Genomic DNA, 17,655 nt, shown 5'->3' with positions numbered 1-17,655 from the left:
CCCCCGTCGGCTCCCCGACGGGTTGTGTACGACATTTCACTTGCGCGTCTCGATACTGCCGCCACACTCTCGGCAAAGGTCTGGAGGCAGCCGGGCCCCTTCCTATCCAGTGGAGCGCCCATGTCGATGCATCAACCCAATCCAAGCTATCGCGGCGACTCCTCACTCGGCGTGGGGCAGATCGTCAACGATGCCTGGAATACCAGCATCAAGAGCTATCTGGGGCTTTTCTTCCTCAACCTGCCGATCCTCATCGCCGCCGTGGCAGCCTTCGGGGCCGATTCCCAATCGATGTTTTCCGCGGACGGGAGTGCCATGGAACAGATGGTCCGGGAGAATATGGGTCGCTTCATTACACTTGAGGTGCTGATCTTCATCGTCTCGATCGTCTGCTCCTGCGCTATGACGCGCATCCTCTACGATCGCTACGTCGGCGCGCCCGTCTCCGACCGGGAGGCGGCCTTGACGGGGGCGAAGAGATCGCTGCCGGCTCTCCTGCTGCTTCTTATTTTCGTGGCGGCTTATATCGTGTTCGCCTTCGTCGTGGCGCTGGTCTTGGCGCTGCTCCAGGGCGTTCTCGGCTTTCTCTCCATCGTCCTGGCGATCGCGCTGGGAGCCGTCTTCCTTTACCTCGTCTTTCCCTATGTCTTGTCGGGCATCGTCTGCATCACCGAAGAGCTCGGCCCGATCGCCTCGCTCAGACGCAGCAAATATCTCACCAGCGACTATCGCTGGCCGGTGCTAGGGGTCGGCCTGGCTGGGGTCGTAGTCATGGCGATCTATCAGGGTATTGTCCTCGGCCTCGACTATCTCCTGGCACCCGCCGCCTTCGGGCACACCATTCTGCTGGTCTTCGTCGCTCTGATCTATCCGCTGCTGGGCGGCTGGGTCATCGGCCTGTTCGTGATCACCGCCCATCGCCTGCGCGCTTTGAAGGACGGCGTGATATCGGGCCGCAACCTGTCCAACGTCTTCGAGTAAGGACATTATCGCCGCAGGTTCGCCGCCTGCGCCATGGTGAGCCGGCGCTTCAGGCGCACGATGGCCTCCTGCTGCAGGTCGCTCGCCTCGCCATAAGCATTGGCGACGCGGGTCAGCATCTCGATGAACTGCAGCCTCTCGTCCATGGTCAATCGGCTGACGAGCAGTGGCGTGAGGTCATCGGCAACCGGCGAGAAAACCCGGCCGCGGTCGGTCAACTGCCAGGCTAGTTCGAACATAGCCTGCCGATCCTCGACCTCCAGGGGATCGGCCATCAATTCATGGATGACGTTCTTCTCCGCCGCTGTCAGCGGCGCGCCGGTGCGCACCAGCTGGATCATCAGGACCACCGCGGCAAGGCGCACATCCTGGAGATGGTGCAACGGGCGGCGCGTCAGCGCGGCCGGATCGGGACCGTCGACACCCTTGTTGAGAGGCCGAGGGTCTAAGGCCTGCGAGCTTGGGGAATTTACAGTCGCGCCTTTCGCCCTGGGCCTCGTCATCCAGTAGAGACCGCCCACTCCCGCTGCGATGGCGAGAAGGAAGACACCCCGTGGCACCTGCAGCAACAAGAGGCTCACCAGCACGAGAGCGGCGATCCAACCGGCCCATTTGCGTATGGCATCCATGATTACGACTTCAACCCCAGCCTGCCAGCCGCTAGATGTTACGAAGGGGAAGGCCGCACAAGTCCGCCTTCCATGCCCTGTTGCATCAAAGTGAGCAAGGGCTCATTGGCAGCCGTCTGCCCCCAACCTTCGAAATTCAGCACTTCCTCGGCCGGCAAACGCTTGCGCCACCCCTTCACTTCAAGCTCCGGGCGGATATAGGCTTCATGCACATAACCGAGGCATAGATAGGCCACGGGGATCACACGCTCGGGAATGCCAAGAAGCGCGCGCAGCTTGAGGGGATCGATAATGCTGACCCAGCCCACGCCGACGCCTTCGGCCCGCGCCGCCAGCCAGATGTTCTGCACGGCGCAGACAGTGGAATAGCTGTCCATCGCCTTGTCATGCGTGCGCCCCAGCACCACCGGCCCGGCGCGGTCGGGATCGCATGTGATGCACAGATTGACCGGCGCCTCGACGATGCCCTCGAGCTTCAGGGCTCTATAGGCGCCTTGCCTGTCCGCCGGAAACAGGGCCGCGGCTTCCTCGTTGGCCTCGCGGAACAGCTCCTGCACCCTGAGCCGGATCTCCAGGCTGCGCAGCACGACGAAGTTCCAGGGCTGCATGAAGCCGACCGATGGTGCGTGATGGCCTGCGAGCAGGATACGCGCCAACACCTCGTCCGGCACCGGCTCGGAGCTGAACTGGCTGCGCACATCGCGCCTGGTATAGATGGCGCGGTAGACGGCGTCCCGCTCGGCCGAGGAGAAAGGGCCACAAGCCGAAAGAGCTTCGCTATTGTCCATCGATTGTCCCCTGACGATGGCAATCCCCGCGCCGTCCGCGCGCGGGAACCTATCGCCTCCGGCCGGTCTTCTGACTCGGGATCATCCCACCCCGGCGCCTTCCCCGCGATCGCGAGTGGCATCAGCCCGGGCAGTCCCCCTTACAGCGTTGGGCACGTCGCGGCTTTCAACCGCGTTCCCGATTCTCCCGCCACCGCGGGCACCGAAGGTGATGGGGATGTAGCATGGCTGGGAGAAGCGGGGAAGCGCTGTGGCTGGGAGCGCGGACGTCCTCGTCTGCTCTTGGAAACGTTCCGCTCCATGATTGAGGAAGAGTGGATCGTCCGACACCCTTCGAGTGCCGCTGGGATGTCCGCGCTCCCAGCCACAGCGCTACTCCGCCAGCACCCTCGTCGAGGGAAAGATCACCTCCACCAGCGTCCCCGCGTTCTTGGTCGACTGGATGGCGAAGGTGGCTCGGTTGGCTTCCACCAGCGCCTTGGTCAGCGGCAGGCCGAGGCCGGTGCCGCCCAGGGTGGTCGAGGCAACCTGGCGGAAGGGCTCCATGGCGATGGCAAGTTCGCGCTCGGTCATGCCGACACCGGTATCGCGCACGCGCAGCACCGCCTCGCCCCGCTCGGAGAGCGTGGTGGAGATGATGGCCTGGCCGCCGGCCTGGGTGAACTTTATCGAGTTCGATAACAGGTTCAGCACGATCTGGCGCATGGAGCGGTTGTCGGCCACGACATTGGGCAGGCCATTGGCGAGCGCCATGCGGATGATGATGCGGTCGCGGCTCGCCTGCGGCTGCATCAGGCTTACCGATTGCTGCACGACCTCGTTGAGATTGACGCTGGCAAAGGTGAGGTCGAGCTTGCCGGCCTCGATCTTCGAGAGGTCGAGGAGATCGTTCACCAGGCTGATGACATGTTCGCCTGAGGTGTGGATGTCGCGCGCATAGGAGCGGTAGCGTTCATTGCCCATCGGGCCGAAGCGCTCCTCCATCATCACCTCGGCAAAGCCGATGATGGCGTTGAGGGGCGTGCGCACCTCATGCGAGATCTTGGCGAGGAAGTCCGACTTCTGCGAGGAGGCCTCCTCCGCCTGGCGCTTGGCTGCCGTCAGCTCGCCTTCCGCCTTCTTGAAGGAAGTGACGTCGCGCAGCACGGCGCAGAGGCGCTTGCCGTCGTCGCCGAGGCGTCCGATGGTCATGAACAGCGGCACCGAGCCGCCCTGGCGCACCCGTCCCACCACCTCGCGCCCATCATTGAGCAGGCTCGCCACACCGTTGGAGCGCAGGCTGTCGAGGTAGTCATACGCGGCGCGGTGGCTCTCGGGCGCGAACAGCAGCAAAAGGTCCTTGCCGACGATCTCGCGCTGCTCATAGCCGAACAGGGCCTCGGCGCTGCGGTTGATGGAAACGATGCGCCCTTCCTTGTCGAGGATCACCACGCCATCGGTGGCGGTGTCGAGCACCGCCTGCAATTCATCGGCGCGACGCTCGGCAAAGCGCAGCTTCTCGGCGCTGATCTCGCCGAGCGGACGACGCACCGAGATCAGCAACGCGCTTTCCCCATCCCAATGCGTGGTCTGCACTTTGCCGTCGACCGTGATGGTTTCCCCCGAGGCCGTCTTCAGAAGCACGCCGGAACTGGCTTCCCCACTCACCGTCGGTGCCGCGCCTGCAAAGACGCGGTCGAGCCCACCGTCGCGGCGGATCGCCTCAACGTCGGGATAGCCGAGCAGTTCGAGCATCGTGCGGTTGGCGAATTGCAGATCCTCGCCGCGGGCAATGAAGATGCCGATCGGCAGGCGGTCGATCAGGGCGACCGGCACCTTGTCGAGCCTGCCGAGCCGGATCGGGCGGGGGGGCTCCGTCTCGCCGGGAGCAAGCTCGAGGGCGGGCGGTTCGGAGATCTCCTCCTCGCGCCAGCGATCCTCGTCAGTCGCCCGCGGCAGCCGGGCCTCTTCATCCAGCATCTCCGGTTCAGGCCTGGGAGGCTGGAACTGTGGCGCTCCCGGCTGTGGTTCGAGCCCGATCACCCCGGTCTTAATGGACTCGGGGTTGGCATGCTCGATCCTGGCCGGCTCGGCCTTGGCGACTTCCGGTTTCGACGCGCCGGGTTTGGCGATATCGGATTTGGGCGTCTCGGGCCTGGCAGCCGGCATGGGCTCGCCTTCGATGCGCGCGCCGAGGGCCTTGGCGATCTCGTGGAAGGCGATGCGCTCGGTCGGCGTCAGGCTGTGGCGATCATGTCCCTGGCGGTCAAGCGCCTGCCGTTCCTGGGCGATGCGCTCGGCCGCCGGCTTGCTCGGCAGGCGCACGACATTGCTTTCCGTCGACGGGCGGACAGGCTTTACGGGCTCGGGCGGCGATGCCGAAGGTGTCGGCTCGGCTCCCTGCCTCGCAACATCCGATTCGCCCTCGTCGTTGGGGTCGGCCTCCTGCCAAACGATCGAGGGCGAGGCCTGCGGCTCCGGCTCGGCGGCCGCCAGCATCGGCCTGGGGAGGCCGGCGACGCCGAAACCACGGAAGCCCTGGAAGCGACCTTCGCTGCCCGTCGCCGGCGAGGCACTGAGCGTGATCGGGATTTCCTGGCGGCCGGCCCGGTCGGGCCACACCAAGGAGAGACCTGTCCAGGTCTGGGTGCCGGCCAGGGCGGCTGCGATGGCCGTGCTGTCCCGAAGGCCGGCAGCGGCGGCGATATCCTCGAAGCGTCGGCCGGTCCAGTCAGCCCCGGTGCGGCCAAGCACCTGGACCAACTCCGGCGAAACCGTGACGAAGCGTCCACCGGCATCCGTCTGGAACGTGAAGCGCACGGACCTGCTGCGCTGGACGGGCGCCGCGGCCACCAGCTGCGGTGGCGGCTCCACCTTGCTCGGTTCCGCTCTTGCAGGCGCGGCAGGCCTGGGGAGTGCTTCCTCCGCCGCCGTGGCAGGCTTCTCCCCGTCGAGATCGACCCAACTCCAGGCTCCGCTCTGCTCATAGGGCTTGGTGAGGCCGGCATCGTCGGTCTGCGGCAAGGGCGGCAGGGTCTCGGGCACCGAGGGCGGCGCCCAGCCCTGCTGCCGGCGGCCGCGGCGCGGAAGGTCGAGCGATTGCACAAGGAGGCCGAGAAAGCCTTCGGGGCCGTCGAAGGAGCGGCAGGCGCAGGAGAGCGTGTCGAGCGCGCCCATGCCCGGCAGGCGCAGGCGCTCGAGCCGCATCGCGCCAGGGCGCGGCAGTTTGCGGGCAATGGCGGCGATCTGGGGCGCAAGGGAGACCAGCGCCGCATTGGACTGCTGGCGCGTGGTGTCGGCGGGCGACAGGCCGAGGCTCTGTGCGCCGGCGCGATTCGCCCAGACCAGCGAACGCCCGTCAAGCTGCCAGACGAAGGCCGGGCGCGGATCGTCCGTCAGCGCCTGCAGACGCTGATCGGCAAGCAGTGCGGTGCGCAACAGTGCCTCGATCATGCCGTTCCCTGAAACCTGCGAAAATGACTAACAAAGTATGAATACAGATGGAAAACAAAACGGTAAATCGCCAGCCCTCCGTCATCCCCCGTTGATCTGGGGCATGGTTAAAACGGCGAGGCTGCGCTATCGTCAAATAGCCTTGAAAAGGCCACGGAGGACAGTGAGATGACAACCAAACCGCCCAATTTCGAGATTCCACCCGAAATGCGCGAGATGGCCGAAAAGAGCGTCGAGCAGGCCAAGAAGGCATTCGACGGCTTCATGGGCGCCGCCTATAAGGCAGCCGGCACGCTGGAAGGCACCACTGACACCATCCAGGCCGGCGGCAAGGATATCGGGCGCAAGGCGCTGACCTATGCCGAGCAGAATGTCGCGGCCGCGCTCGAATTTGCCTCCAGCCTAGTGAAAGCCCGAGACCCGCAGCAAGTGCTGCAGTTGCAGAGCGATTTCATCAAAAGCCAGCTCCAGGCCTTTGGAGAACAGGCAAAGGATATCGGTTCCACGGCGAGCAAGATCGCCTCCGACGTCGCCAAGCCTCAGAAGTAAAAACCATTGCAAAACTTGCAAGACACGGCGAAAACGCAGCCCTGTCTTGCAAGAACGGCATGTCTGCGAGCGATGGTGCTGCTGTTTACTTTCCTTAACGGAAGTCGACTGGAACAAAATGGACCAAACGGTCCCGATCTGAGTGAAGACCGTTACCTTCATACCTATTGCGCCGCAATATCCTGTCGCATTGCCGCCAAAATGGAAGAGTTCAGCACGGGCTTAGTGACCGCTCGCCGCGCTGTTTCGACACCAAAAATCCCCAAAAAAGCCAAATCGTCCGATGATTGTGCAGTGCAACAAAGATATTGCGTCGCACAAGTGCATTTGCTATAAAACCAGGCAGATGAGGTTGCCTTTGTTGCAGCGCGTTGAGCCGCAGGCCCCTCCAGGTATCGCCAGGCCTCCCGGCCCACTTTAACGTTGTCTCAAGGAGCTTCCCGTGGTTACTGCCAAGAACAAGTCCGAAACTGAACTCGCCTTCGAAAATCTGTCCAAGCTGGAAGTTCCCGCTTCCGTGCGTGACTTCGCCGAGAAGGGCGCTGCCCAGGCGAAAGAAACCTACACCAAGATCAAGGCTGCGACCGACGAAGCCTCCAACGCTCTCGAGAACACCTATTCGACGGCCACCAAGGGCGTTTCGACCCTCGGCCTCAAGGTGCTCGAGAATGCACGCACCAACACCAATGCCACCTTCGACCATGCCATCGCCCTGTTCGGCGTGAAGACCTTCTCCGACGTGATCGAACTCAACACCGCTTTCGTGCGCAAGCAGGCCGAGAGCCTCTCGGCTCAGGCCAAGGAATTCGGCGAGCTGGCCCAGAAGGTCGCTAACGAGACGGCTGCGCCGGTCAAGGCCCAGGTTGAGAAGTCTTTCAAGAGCGTAGCCTGAGTTTTCAGCACGTCTTGATATTTTGAGGAGGCCCGGGCTCGTCCGGGCCTTTTTTTATCGGGGAGAGCGTGCAAATTTCCCGCATCTCCACACTTGAAATAGCGGATCGATCCCGCTAAACGCATGCCCAGATGCAGTTGTAGCTCAGTTGGTTAGAGCGTCGGATTGTGGCTCCGAAGGTCGGTGGTTCGAGTCCACCCAACTGTACCAAGCAGCTCCTGCACTTTCCGTGTTTTCTGTTCGCGACAGAGACACCCGCGAAATCAAATACATAGCTGGATCGGTGCTTTCTCCTAGCGCTGTCTTTGTGCGCTTGCTGTCACGGATGGCAGGTCGTCGCCTACAAGTTGCAGGCCCTGAGTCCATGTCGATCTCGATGTCGACACACCGCGAAATCTGAGGGAGATCAGCAAAGCGCGGTCCAAGAGCCTGCGAGCCGGGGAAAAGCGGAAGACCAAACAGCGTCGTCAGTTCCGCCGGTGCCACCCTCGCTCGGCTTCAAGGCGGGGTTCGCTCCATTTTCTTGAGCTGTCTCGATCACGGCAGTCTCGCCAAACTTGCGATCGACCTGAATGGGAGAGGCGTCCGCACCAAAAGGACCCTGTGGCGAGACGGTGGCATCCGCGGCGGCGTTCAGTTTCAGAAAAGCGCCCTTTCCTGCCTCCTGCGCAATCGAACTTATGTGGGCGATGTCGTTCACAGGGGCCAGCATTACGGGGGCGAGCAAGAGGCCATCGTGCCCAGCGACCTGTTCGAAGCAATACAGCAAAAGCTCACCGAACAAGTCGCAAGTGAGGGCGGCGTTCGGGTCAATACCGGCTCACCGCTCATCTGTCCGCTCTACGATAATCGGGGCAACTGCGATCGCGGACATTACTCCCGCCCGCGGTTGGGGCTTTCGCTTGCCCACTCTATGAAGGCTTTCCAAGTATGCCGAAGAGCCAGGCCAGCCCCGTGTCCAGCATCGCGACCTTGGGCGCGACCGCGTTGAGCCGGAAGTCGGGAAGCGGAATGGGGGCGTCCAGGAACCTGACCCTGAAGCGCGCCGCGTTCATTACAACGAACCGCTTCGGCAGGGCCGAGATGAGGTCAGTCTCCGCGATGACCGAAAGGGCGAACATAAAGTTTGGAACGGTCAGCGCTATCCGTCGCGTGAGGCCTTGCCTCGCAAGCTGCTCGTCGACGAATCCGTGAGGATCGCCGCTTTGCGAGACAACCAAGTGCCGCATCTCGCAATACCGCTCGATGGTCGGGTCGTCGGCGAAGGGATGTCCCACCCGCATGGCGACGACTGTTGATTTCCGTTGAGAAGTGACCCGGGATTTCCATTGAGAACTGACCCGCCCCGATGATGTTTGTGTGTCAGGCTGAGGTCAAGTTTCGTGCCTTCTCCTTTGCTGGCTTTGGACTTTTCGCAGAGCTGTTTTTGAAGCGGAAGCTGTCGTTTCCGGTCTCCAGGATATGGCAGTGATGGGTGAGGCGATCGAGGAGCGCAGTGGTCATCTTGGCATCGCCGAAGACGGAAGCCCATTCGCTGAACCCGAGATTGGTGGTGATGACAACGCTGGTGCGCTCATAGAGTTTGGAGAGCAGGTGGAAGAGCAACGCGCCACCCGAGGCACTGAAGGGCAGGTATCCTAATTCGTCGAGGATAACGAGGTCGGAGTGGACGAGGCGACCGGCAATCTGACCGGCCTTTCCCTGGAGCTTTTCCTGCTCGAGAGCATTGACGAGTTCGACGGTTGAGAAGAAGCGAACGCGTTTATGATGATGTTCGATCGCCTGAACGCCGAGTGCGGTGGCGATGTGGGTCTTGCCCGTACCGGGGCCGCCGATCAGGACGATATTATGAGCGTCCTCGAGGAACTCACAGCGATGGAGATGGCGCACGAGAGCCTCGTTGACCTCGCTGGAAGTAAAGTCAAAGCCGCTGAGGTCTCGGTAGGCTGGAAAGCGGGCGATTTTGAGCTGATAGGCCGTTGATCGAACTTCGCGTTCGGCTGTCTCGGCCTTGAGGAGTTGCGCCAGGATCGGCATGGCGGCCTCGAAGGCCGGGGAGCCCTGTTCGGTCAATTCGCCGATGGCCTGGGCCATGCCGTGCATCTTGAGGCTGCGCAGCATGATGACGAGAGCGCCGCTTGCCGGATTATGACGCATGGCGAGCCTCCCGGCGCAGGGCCTCATAACGTTCGACATTGGCCTTGGGCTCAGTGGTCAGAACCAGAGCCTGGGGAGCGTCCACGGTTGGTGGGGTGATCGGCTTGCCGTCGATCAGGCGATGCAGCAGGTTGAGGATATGGGTCTTGGTCGGAACACCTGCACTCAATGCCAGTTCGACGGCCGTCAGCACGACCTGTTCGTCATGCTGAAGCACGAGCCCCAGGATCTCGACCATCTCGCGGTCGCCGCCTGGCGTTTTGAGCAAGCGGTGTTGCAACGATCGGAAGGCATCCGGCAAATCGGCAAAGGGGGCACCGTTGCGCAGGGCTCCTGGTTTGCGCTGGATGACCGCCAGATAATGGCGCCAATCATAGATCGTCTGGCCCTGTTGGGAATGGGACCGGACAAAGACCCGCCGATGCTCGCAGATAGCCTGGCCCTCGGCTGCGACGACGATGCGGTCTGGATAGAGCCTGACGCTGACCGGTCGATTGGCGAAGGAAGCTGGAACGCTGTAGCGGTTACGTTCCAGATGGATCAGGCAGGTCGGTGAGACGCGCTTGGTGTATTCGACAAAACCATCGAAGGGGCGTTGGACCGGCATCAGATGACGGATCTCCTCGTTCCAGACATCGGCGACGGTTCCGGATTGGACGCCGTGCGGGGTCAAGGACCATAGGTCCCGGCAGCGTGTCTCAAGCCAGTCGTTCAGCGCCTCCAGGGACGGGACGTTCGGCATGGGCTGCCACAGCCGATGCCGGGCATCCTGGACGTTCTTCTCGATCTGTCCCTTCTCCCAACCTGAGGCGGGATTGCAGAACTCGGCCTCGAACAAGAAGTGGCTGACCATTGCCGAGAAGCGGATGTTGACCTGGCGATCCTTGCCACGGCCGACTTTGTCGACCGCCGTGCGCATGTTGTCGTAAATCCCTCGGCGCGGCACGCCGCCCAGGACACGGAAGGCGTGATTGTGGGCATCGAACAGCATCTCGTGGCTTTGCTGGAGATAGGCCCGCAGCGTGAAGGCGCGGCTGCACGACAGCTTGAAGTGGGCAACCTGCAGCTTGGTTCGCTCGCCGCCGATGATGGCCCAGTCTTCGGACCAGTCGAACTGGAACGCCTCGCCCGACACGAAGGCCAGCGGCACGAAGGTGCCACGACCGCTGGTGCGCTGCTCATGCTGGCGGGCTGCCTTCCATTCGCGCGCGAAGGCCGCCACCCGATTGTAGGAGCCTCCGTAACCAAGGACTGTCAGATCGGCATGCAACTGTTTGATCGTGCGCTTGTGCTTGCGGCTCTTGCCGGCTTCCACCCGCAGCATCGCCGACAGCTTGTCCACATAAGGATCAAGCTTGCTGGGCCGATCGGGAACAGCGAACCGAGGCTCAATCCGCTCGGCGCGCAAATACTTGCGAACTGTGTTCCTCGATAGCCCAGTGCGTCGGCATATCTCCCGGATCGGCAAATGGTCCCGGTAGTGCCAGCGTCGAATGACGCTCAATAACTCCATGTTGATCACTCCGTCGTCCCCTGCGCTAGCCGCACAGGGGGAGCTTCGAACATGGGTCAATTCTCGATGGAAAAATCCCCTCCGACTGGGTCACTTCTCAGTGGAAATCAACACGCATTGCCGATCCAGCGCTTCTGCCCATTGAGCACCCACGTGTCGCCCTCGCGCTTGGCGGTCGTGGTCAGGCCTCCGCTGGTTCCCGAACCGGCCAGGGGCTCGGTAAGGCCGAAGCAGCCGATTTTTTCCCAGCGCGCCATCGGCGGCAGCCACTTCTGCTTCTGCTCTTCGGATCCATCGAGATAGATGGAGCCCATGGCGAGGCCGCTATGCACGCCGAAGAAAGTGCAGAACGAAGCATCGACGCGTGCCAACTCCATGGCGACGAAGCCGAACAGCTTCTGGCTTCCACCGGCGCAGCCATATCCCTCATAGCCAACGCCGCCGAGTCCCAGCTCCTTGAACGAAGGCAGCAGCTCGAAAGGAAAAGCATCCTCGGACCAGTATTTGTTGATGATGGGCTGGACCTTGCTCTCCATATAGGTCCGTACCTTCTTGACCACCGCCAGTTCGTCTGAGGTCAGGACATCGACCAGCTGGTAGAAGTCGCTGTCCGGTGCAGGCAAAGGCTTCGGTTTCTTATCTTCCTTGATTGCGACTGCCATCCTCGTTCTCCTGCTCGACTGTCCCGATCTCTCGGAATAAAATGTGAGCGGGAATATGGCCTCGGCGGACGGTTTCTTCTTGGAGAAGCCTGCTCCAGGTATGACGGGCGTGCCCACGATTCCTTCGGGCCGGGTCCTTCCGACTTTGACCGCGGAAAGCAACGCTCCTCCGTCCGCGCGAGAGAGGAACTCAGGCGAGAACGGCATTCGATCAGGTTACATCGTACCGGCACCTGGACCGATTTCGCCTCCAGGTGCTGAAGCCAATCTTGAGCCGACGCTCCATCGATAATCGCTCGCCTTAGCCTCAAGATTTTTTGCACGACCTGGACTCAAACATTAGACGTTTGGCGGCTTCTTCGGTTTGGATGCCTGCGAGGCTATCGCGAACTGTGGCTGGAACCGTTATGTTGCCCACGCCGTCTAAGCCGAGGGACTGCTCCGCATGAACGAGAGTATCCACGGGGACAATACCGCTTCTGAGCCGCAAGATCGTGTGACCGAGCTTATCGAGCAACAGGCAGCCATCTCGGAGGTGCTGCGCGTCATTGCGAGTTCGCCACACGACTTGCAGCCCATCTTCGACGCCATCCTCGATAGCGCCACACGTCTCTGCCGAGCAGACATAGGCAGCTTACGTCTCTGCGAAGAAAACGGCCTTCGTCTCGTGGCGGTGCGAGGAGACCCCTTTTTTGTCAGACAAGCCTGGTCATCGTTTCCAATGCTCGCAGAAAAGGGGTCGTTTCTCAGCCGGCTAGCAACAAGCAGGTTGCCCTCCCACACCCCCGACGTGACAGCACTTGAAGGCGATCATCGCGATGATTTTTGGATCGCGGTGGTGGCTGCAGGTTTTCGATCGGCTCTGGGTGTGCCGTTGCTCAAAGATGATGAGATAGTCGGGATAATTAGTCTGGGCCGCAGACAGGTGCAGCCGTTCACCGGTCAACAGATTTCCTTATGCAAGGACTTCGCCGCGCAAGCCACCATTGCCTTGGAGAGCACCCGTCGCGAGCGGCAATATCGCGAGGTGCAGGGGGAGCTTGCGCATGCCAACCGCGTCTCCACGATGGGCCAGCTCACCGCCTCTATTGCTCATGAAATCAAGCAGCCTATTGCAACGGCACGTAACAACGCCGCTGCTGCTCTGCGGTTCTTGGACAGAAGCCCGCCCGATGTGGCGGAGGTGAGGGAAGCGCTCACCTGCATTGTGGACGACACCGATCGAGCCAGCGAGGTCGTCGACCGGATCGGGTCTCTCATCAAAAAAGCGCCACCGCGGAAGGAAGTTGTCGACCTGAATGCGGCGATCCTCGAAGTGATCGCCCTAACCCACGGCGAAGCGGTCAAGACCAGCGTCACGGTGGGCACTCGACTGGCGGGCGAATTGCCACGCATCCAAGGCGATCGGGTGCAGCTGCAGCAAGTGATGTTGAACTTGATCGTCAATGCCATCCAGTCGATGAGTGGCGTTGAGGACGGCAACCGCGAATTAGAGATCAGCACCTCGAGTATCGAGCCGCAGGGTGTGTGCGTTGCTGTACGGGATACTGGAGCTGGACTGCGCCCGGAGAACCTGCAACGTCTGTTTGAGCCCTTCTACACTACGAAGCCCGACGGCATGGGCATGGGCCTCTCAATCTGCCGATCGATTATCGAAGCCCATGGCGGGCGGCTGTGGGCGACCAGATGCGAGCCGCGAGGGGCTCTTTTTCGATTTACGATCCCCACCGATTGAGGCGCCATCCCTGATAGATTTCGCATATTAGCGGTCAGAACAACAGCCGTACGAAATCGGACGCCGCTTTTATCATCGAAAAGCATAATAGTGTTCAAATTGCTTGCATTTCATTAAATTCTGGAGGCGCCCATGGCTGAAGATGCTTTGGCGATTTTGCCGCGGATCACGACGCTTTCCGAGATGACGCAGGCATTCTCCGATGAGGGTTGCTGCCGGCGACTGTTGGAGGCGACGGTTTAGCCGCGGGGGTCTGTCCAGCCTGTGGCAACAAGCTGTCGACTCGATCCCAGGACGCATGTTCACTCCTCGCTGCCTGTCAGGTATCGGTCCGAAGGAGCATCACCCTGTCAACGGCTTCGACGACCTAGTATCCCGCGTGGATCGCGCTGGTTGAGCCGTGCATCGGCACCCGTGGGCCCCGGAAGGGCCTCGCGCTCGGTGTCGCAGCTACAAAACCGGGAAAACGCTCCGTGGCACCGAGCCGGTACCGCCGTCGTAAACCGGGATCGCTTGCATCGTGGCGCTTGCCAAGATCATACTGAGTTGTGAACACTCCGGTTTCGGGTCGCAGCATGTCACAGAGCCATCAGGACATCGGGCGCGTCACCCTCAACGTACTGTTCATCGGAGGGCTGCTGCTCGCCAGCTTCTTTGTTTTGCAACCGTTCCTGCCCGCAATCCTGTGGGCGACCACGCTCGTGCTGGCGACCTGGCCCCTGATGCGCTGGGTCGAGCGTCATGTCGGCAATCGACGTGGCATCGCGGTGCTGATCATGACGGTCCTGATCCTAATGCTGGTCATCGTGCCGCTCTGGCTCGCCGTCAGCAAAATAGTCACAAATCTCGATGTGATCGCCGACCTCTTGCGCAAGATCCTTTCGATGCGCATTCCACCGCCACCGCCATGGCTCGCCGGCGTGCCGATCGTCGGGGCAGGCATCGCGGATACCTGGGAAGGCCTGACCTCGACCGGCGTCCAGGACCTCGCCGCAACCTGGCTCGCTCCCTATACGGGCACCGCGACAAGATGGCTGGCCTCTGTGGCAGGAAGCCTTGGCGGGCTGCTGGTGCAGCTTCTCCTATCGACGGTTCTCGCAGCGGTCCTTTACGCGAGTGGCGAGAACGCGGGCGCGTATATGCTACGTTTCGGCCGGCGGATGGCGCGCGAACGCGGCGAGCGGGCCGTCGCCCTCGCGGGAAAGGCGATACGAGCCGTCGCGCTCGGTGTAGTCGTGACTGCGATTGTCCAGAGTGTCATCGGAGGGATAGGACTCGTTGCGGTGGGCGTCGATTTTGCAGCGCTGCTCACTGCATTGATGTTCATTCTGTGCCTGGTTCAGGCCGGGCCCGGCTTCGTCCTCTTACCGGCGGTGATCTGGCTATTCTATTCGGGGGAGGTGATCCGAGGCGGCGTGCTGCTGGCCTTCACGCTCGTTGCCGGGACAATTGACCAGATCATACGGCCGGTCCTAATCAAGCGAGGCGCCGATCTACCCTTGCTCCTCATCATGGCTGGTGTGATCGGGGGACTGATCACCTTCGGCCTTCTCGGCATCTTCATAGGCCCAACGGTTCTTGCCGTGGCCTATACACTGCTGACCGCCTGGATTTTCGAGGATGTTGAGCCTCAGTCGGCAGAGCTTCCTGCCGTCGAACCCTTGGCAAAATAGTAGGCCTTTTCTCCCGGCCTTTCATCCATCTTCCGCGCAGGCGTGGCCTTTACGACCAGAGACTGGTTCGCGTTTGGCGGAGATTTTGTTCGTCGTTGTCTGCTCGCGGCCTCTCGGACGATATCTCTTAACACCTCGAACCTGCTTGCGTAGCCACGCATCTCCCTCAACCGAGCACGCGACCGGTACGTGCTTCACGCTTGACAAATTCGTACGACCGCATCTAACTTATAACAGGGTTGTCATACAACCCTGTAAGACTGCAATAATAAAATAGGGAGGGGTTCGACAGTGAAAAGCAAGTTGTTGAAAACCGCAGTGCTCGCATTGGGAGTCGGCGTGCTTGTGAGTCCCGCGACAGCCCAGGATGCCGACTCCGTCAAGATCGGCGTCGTCGCTGCGCAGACCGGCGCCTTCGTCTCGGCAGGCAATACGATAGGTGCCGGCGTGACGCTGGCCACCAAGGAGATCAATGATGCCGGCGGCATCAAGATCGGAGACAAGACCTACAAGTTCGACTTGCAGAACCGCGACGACCGCACCGACGTCAACGTTGCAATTGCAGCTGGGCGCGAACTGGTTGAGGACATCGCCGTCAGCGCCTTGTACGGCACCGAGACGCACGATTATTCGGTTTCGATGACCAAAATCACCGGGCCCGCCAAGGTTCTGCAATTCACCGGCAACAGTTCTCTTGGTGCGATCCTGACCGACGAGGCCGTCGCTCCTGGTGGGCCGCTGCACTATACCTTCCAGACCGAGCCACCCGAATTCCAGCGCAGCGGCAGTACCGCGCGCGGCGTGCTGAAACTGCTGGGCAAGGAAATCGGCCAGCCGCTGAAGAACGCGGTGGTGTTCGTCGCGGACGACGCCACGGGCCAGTATCTGTCGGAACACTATGTCAAGGCGCTCGAGGCGGCTGGCCAGCACGTCGACTTGATCAAATATCCGCCTAACACCACCGACTTCACCCCGCTTCTGACCCGCGCCAAAGGCTTGAATCCCGATACGGTGCACTTCTGGTACAATGGCGATGTGACGTTGATCGCCTTCCCGCAGGCGGTGCAGCTCAACGTCGCCAAGGGCTATTTCCTATTCGGTGTCGATTCGGGTGTCTGGGCGGAGCGCAAGCTCGTTTCGACGGCGCCGGTGACGCTGAGTTGCGTTCCCATGTGCTGGGGCGCCCCGCCCACACCGGAGGCAAAAAGCTATTTCGACCGATATTTCGCCACCGGCGCCGTGAAGGGCGTGCAGTCCTCGGTATCGCTGCTCTATTACGATTATGTTCACTGGTATGCCAAGGCGATGGAAGCAGCCGGCACCACCGACCCGGACAAGGTGGTCGCTCAGCTCGAAAAGATGAAGTATCAGGGCGTCGTATCCAAGGTGCCGCTCTATTTCGACAAGCGCCACCGGGTGACCTTCGCGACCGAGGTCTGCCTGGTCGAACCCAACACTTCCGACCAGTTCGAATGTGCCGTCGAGGAGCCGCCCGCGGAGCCTCCGGCAGGCGACACTGCGGGCTGAGGAAGCCCGCACCCGCCGGCTGCGCCGCTCCCCCAACGGCCAGCCGGCGGACAGTTTTTCCACCGACACAGGCCCGCGACTGACTTCATTTTCGCGCAAGCCTCTCCGCGAGCGGCGCGACCTGCTCCCGCGGAGATACAGCGGGATTTGTAGACGATGGACATCCTCATCCAGCAATTGATCAACAGCCTTTCGGTCGCGAGCGTGATCGTCCTCATCGGCATCGGCATCACGCTGATCTTCGGGCTCACCGGCATCATCAACTTCGCTCACGGCGAGTTCCTGATGGTTGGCGGCATGGTGACCTGGCTGGTCGTCAGCCAGGGCGGCAATTTCATCCTCGGCCTCGTCGCGGCGATTCTCGGGGTCGGACTGCTCGGCTTCCTGCTGGAGAGGAGCCTGTTCCGCCTCACCCTGTCGCGGCCGATGAACGGCTTCATCATCTCGCTCGGCCTGATCGTCGTGCTGCAGCACGTCGTCATCCGTTTCTGGAATTCCTATCAGAAGGCCATCCCCGAGCCCTTGAGCGGAGTATGGGAGATCGGCGGCGTGCGCATCATCGTGATGCGTGCGGTGGTGGTGCTGATCACCGCGGTCATCGTGGGCATCACCTTCTTCGGCATTTCCCGCAGTCGTTACGGCCTGGCGCTACGCGCCAGCGTCGCCGACCAGGAGACGGCATCGCTGATGGGCGTGCCGGTACGCCGCTACGTCACCGGCGTCTTCATCTATGGCAGCATGCTCGCCGGGCTCGGCGGGGCGCTGATGATCGCACTGTTTCCAATAACCCCTTTCATCGGCAGCGTCGTGGTTGTCCGCGGCTTCGCCGTGGCGCTGATCGGAGGCCTGGGCAATGTTCCCGGAGCGGTGGTCGCCGGCCTGGTGCTTGGGCTGATGGATGGCCTCAGCGCGGGCTATGGCCTGCCGGAATGGACCGAAGCCTATTCCTTCGCCCTGATGATCCTGATCCTGCTCATCCGGCCGCAAGGCCTTCTCGGCGGCACCGCCGGCCCGCGCGCCATGTGACGGCCGGAGCATCAAGAGCCCATGAACGCAAAGATCGAACTCCCTGACGTGGCATCGACAAAAGGCCTGCCAGAACGACCGGCGACGAATA

The 17,655-nt window shown here is 61.7% G+C and carries 15 protein-coding genes, 1 tRNA gene and 1 riboswitch; of the genes, 9 read left to right on the top strand and 7 right to left on the bottom strand.

Annotated elements, in window-relative coordinates:
• Nucleotides 1-120 precede the first annotated feature (120 nt).
• Nucleotides 121-981 (top strand): hypothetical protein, encoded by an 861-nt coding sequence (locus ACMDCR_RS08350; protein ID WP_413992082.1) that lies wholly within the window; start codon nt 121-123, stop codon nt 979-981.
• 5 nt (nt 982-986) lie between these two features.
• Here the strand turns inward: ACMDCR_RS08350 and ACMDCR_RS08345 are convergent, their stop codons facing one another.
• The 3 genes from ACMDCR_RS08345 to ACMDCR_RS08335 form a co-directional block, all read right to left on the bottom strand.
• Nucleotides 987-1,610 (bottom strand): TerB family tellurite resistance protein, encoded by a 624-nt coding sequence (locus tag ACMDCR_RS08345; RefSeq protein WP_413992081.1) that lies wholly within the window; start codon nt 1,608-1,610, stop codon nt 987-989.
• A gap of 38 nt (nt 1,611-1,648) precedes the next feature.
• On the bottom strand, nt 1,649-2,398 hold the full coding sequence (gene bluB / locus ACMDCR_RS08340) for a 5,6-dimethylbenzimidazole synthase (protein WP_413992080.1): 750 nt from the start codon (nt 2,396-2,398) through the stop codon (nt 1,649-1,651).
• Nucleotides 2,399-2,440: 42 nt separating this feature from the next.
• A riboswitch (cobalamin riboswitch) is annotated at nt 2,441-2,620 on the bottom strand.
• Between the two features lie 150 nt (nt 2,621-2,770).
• Nucleotides 2,771-5,830: a PAS domain-containing protein gene (locus ACMDCR_RS08335; RefSeq protein ID WP_413992079.1), complete on the bottom strand. Its 3,060-nt coding sequence runs from the start codon at nt 5,828-5,830 to the stop codon at nt 2,771-2,773.
• Nucleotides 5,831-5,998: 168 nt separating this feature from the next.
• On the opposite strand from ACMDCR_RS08335, the gene ACMDCR_RS08330 reads away from it, so the two are divergent.
• The 4 genes from ACMDCR_RS08330 to ACMDCR_RS08315 all read left to right on the top strand — a co-directional run bounded on the left by ACMDCR_RS08330 (nt 5,999) and on the right by ACMDCR_RS08315 (nt 8,262).
• Nucleotides 5,999-6,379: a phasin gene (locus ACMDCR_RS08330; protein WP_413992078.1), complete on the top strand. Its 381-nt coding sequence runs from the start codon at nt 5,999-6,001 to the stop codon at nt 6,377-6,379.
• 442 nt (nt 6,380-6,821) lie between these two features.
• Nucleotides 6,822-7,271 carry a phasin gene (locus ACMDCR_RS08325; protein WP_413992077.1) on the top strand — a complete coding sequence of 150 codons (450 nt, stop codon included), beginning with the start codon at nt 6,822-6,824 and terminating at the stop codon, nt 7,269-7,271.
• 133 nt (nt 7,272-7,404) lie between these two features.
• Nucleotides 7,405-7,481 (top strand) — tRNA-His (locus ACMDCR_RS08320).
• 313 nt (nt 7,482-7,794) lie between these two features.
• Nucleotides 7,795-8,262 (top strand): recombinase family protein, encoded by a 468-nt coding sequence (locus ACMDCR_RS08315; protein ID WP_413992076.1) that lies wholly within the window; start codon nt 7,795-7,797, stop codon nt 8,260-8,262.
• Here the strand turns inward: ACMDCR_RS08315 and ACMDCR_RS08310 are convergent.
• The 4 genes from ACMDCR_RS08310 to ACMDCR_RS08295 all read right to left on the bottom strand — a co-directional run bounded on the left by ACMDCR_RS08310 (nt 8,183) and on the right by ACMDCR_RS08295 (nt 11,603).
• Nucleotides 8,183-8,554, bottom strand: a complete 372-nt coding sequence (locus tag ACMDCR_RS08310) for a LysR substrate-binding domain-containing protein (protein ID WP_413992075.1) — start codon at nt 8,552-8,554, stop codon at nt 8,183-8,185. The two genes, ACMDCR_RS08315 and ACMDCR_RS08310, sit on opposite strands and share 80 nt — an antisense overlap.
• 79 nt (nt 8,555-8,633) lie before the next feature.
• Nucleotides 8,634-9,428, bottom strand: a complete 795-nt coding sequence (gene istB / locus ACMDCR_RS08305; protein WP_413991136.1) for an IS21-like element helper ATPase IstB — start codon at nt 9,426-9,428, stop codon at nt 8,634-8,636.
• Entirely contained in the window at nt 9,418-10,941 is a 1,524-nt protein-coding gene (gene istA, locus ACMDCR_RS08300) for an IS21 family transposase (RefSeq protein ID WP_413989053.1), read from the bottom strand. The genes istB and istA overlap by 11 nt, the downstream gene beginning before the upstream one ends.
• Before the next feature lie 107 nt (nt 10,942-11,048).
• Entirely contained in the window at nt 11,049-11,603 is a 555-nt protein-coding gene (locus tag ACMDCR_RS08295; protein WP_413992074.1) for an acyl-CoA dehydrogenase family protein, read from the bottom strand.
• A gap of 445 nt (nt 11,604-12,048) precedes the next feature.
• Between ACMDCR_RS08295 and ACMDCR_RS08290 the strand changes: the two genes are divergently transcribed.
• The 4 genes from ACMDCR_RS08290 to ACMDCR_RS08275 all read left to right on the top strand — a co-directional run bounded on the left by ACMDCR_RS08290 (nt 12,049) and on the right by ACMDCR_RS08275 (nt 17,564).
• Complete coding sequence (locus ACMDCR_RS08290; RefSeq protein ID WP_413992073.1) at nt 12,049-13,338, top strand: sensor histidine kinase; 1,290 nt, start codon at nt 12,049-12,051, stop codon at nt 13,336-13,338.
• 575 nt (nt 13,339-13,913) lie between these two features.
• Nucleotides 13,914-15,011, top strand: coding sequence for an AI-2E family transporter YdiK (gene ydiK / locus ACMDCR_RS08285; RefSeq protein ID WP_413992072.1), 1,098 nt, complete (start codon nt 13,914-13,916; stop codon nt 15,009-15,011).
• Between the two features lie 339 nt (nt 15,012-15,350).
• Nucleotides 15,351-16,538 carry an ABC transporter substrate-binding protein gene (locus ACMDCR_RS08280; RefSeq protein ID WP_413992071.1) on the top strand — a complete coding sequence of 396 codons (1,188 nt, stop codon included), beginning with the start codon at nt 15,351-15,353 and terminating at the stop codon, nt 16,536-16,538.
• Nucleotides 16,539-16,694: 156 nt separating this feature from the next.
• Entirely contained in the window at nt 16,695-17,564 is an 870-nt protein-coding gene (locus tag ACMDCR_RS08275; RefSeq protein WP_413992070.1) for a branched-chain amino acid ABC transporter permease, read from the top strand.
• Nucleotides 17,565-17,655 lie beyond the last annotated feature (91 nt).

The sequence above is a fragment of the Labrys okinawensis genome, from assembly GCF_047345005.1.
GTDB classification, from domain to species: domain Bacteria; phylum Pseudomonadota; class Alphaproteobacteria; order Rhizobiales; family Labraceae; genus Labrys; species Labrys okinawensis.
The sequence above is the reverse complement of the archived record's forward strand: the minus strand, read 5'-3'. Positions and strand labels throughout refer to the sequence as shown.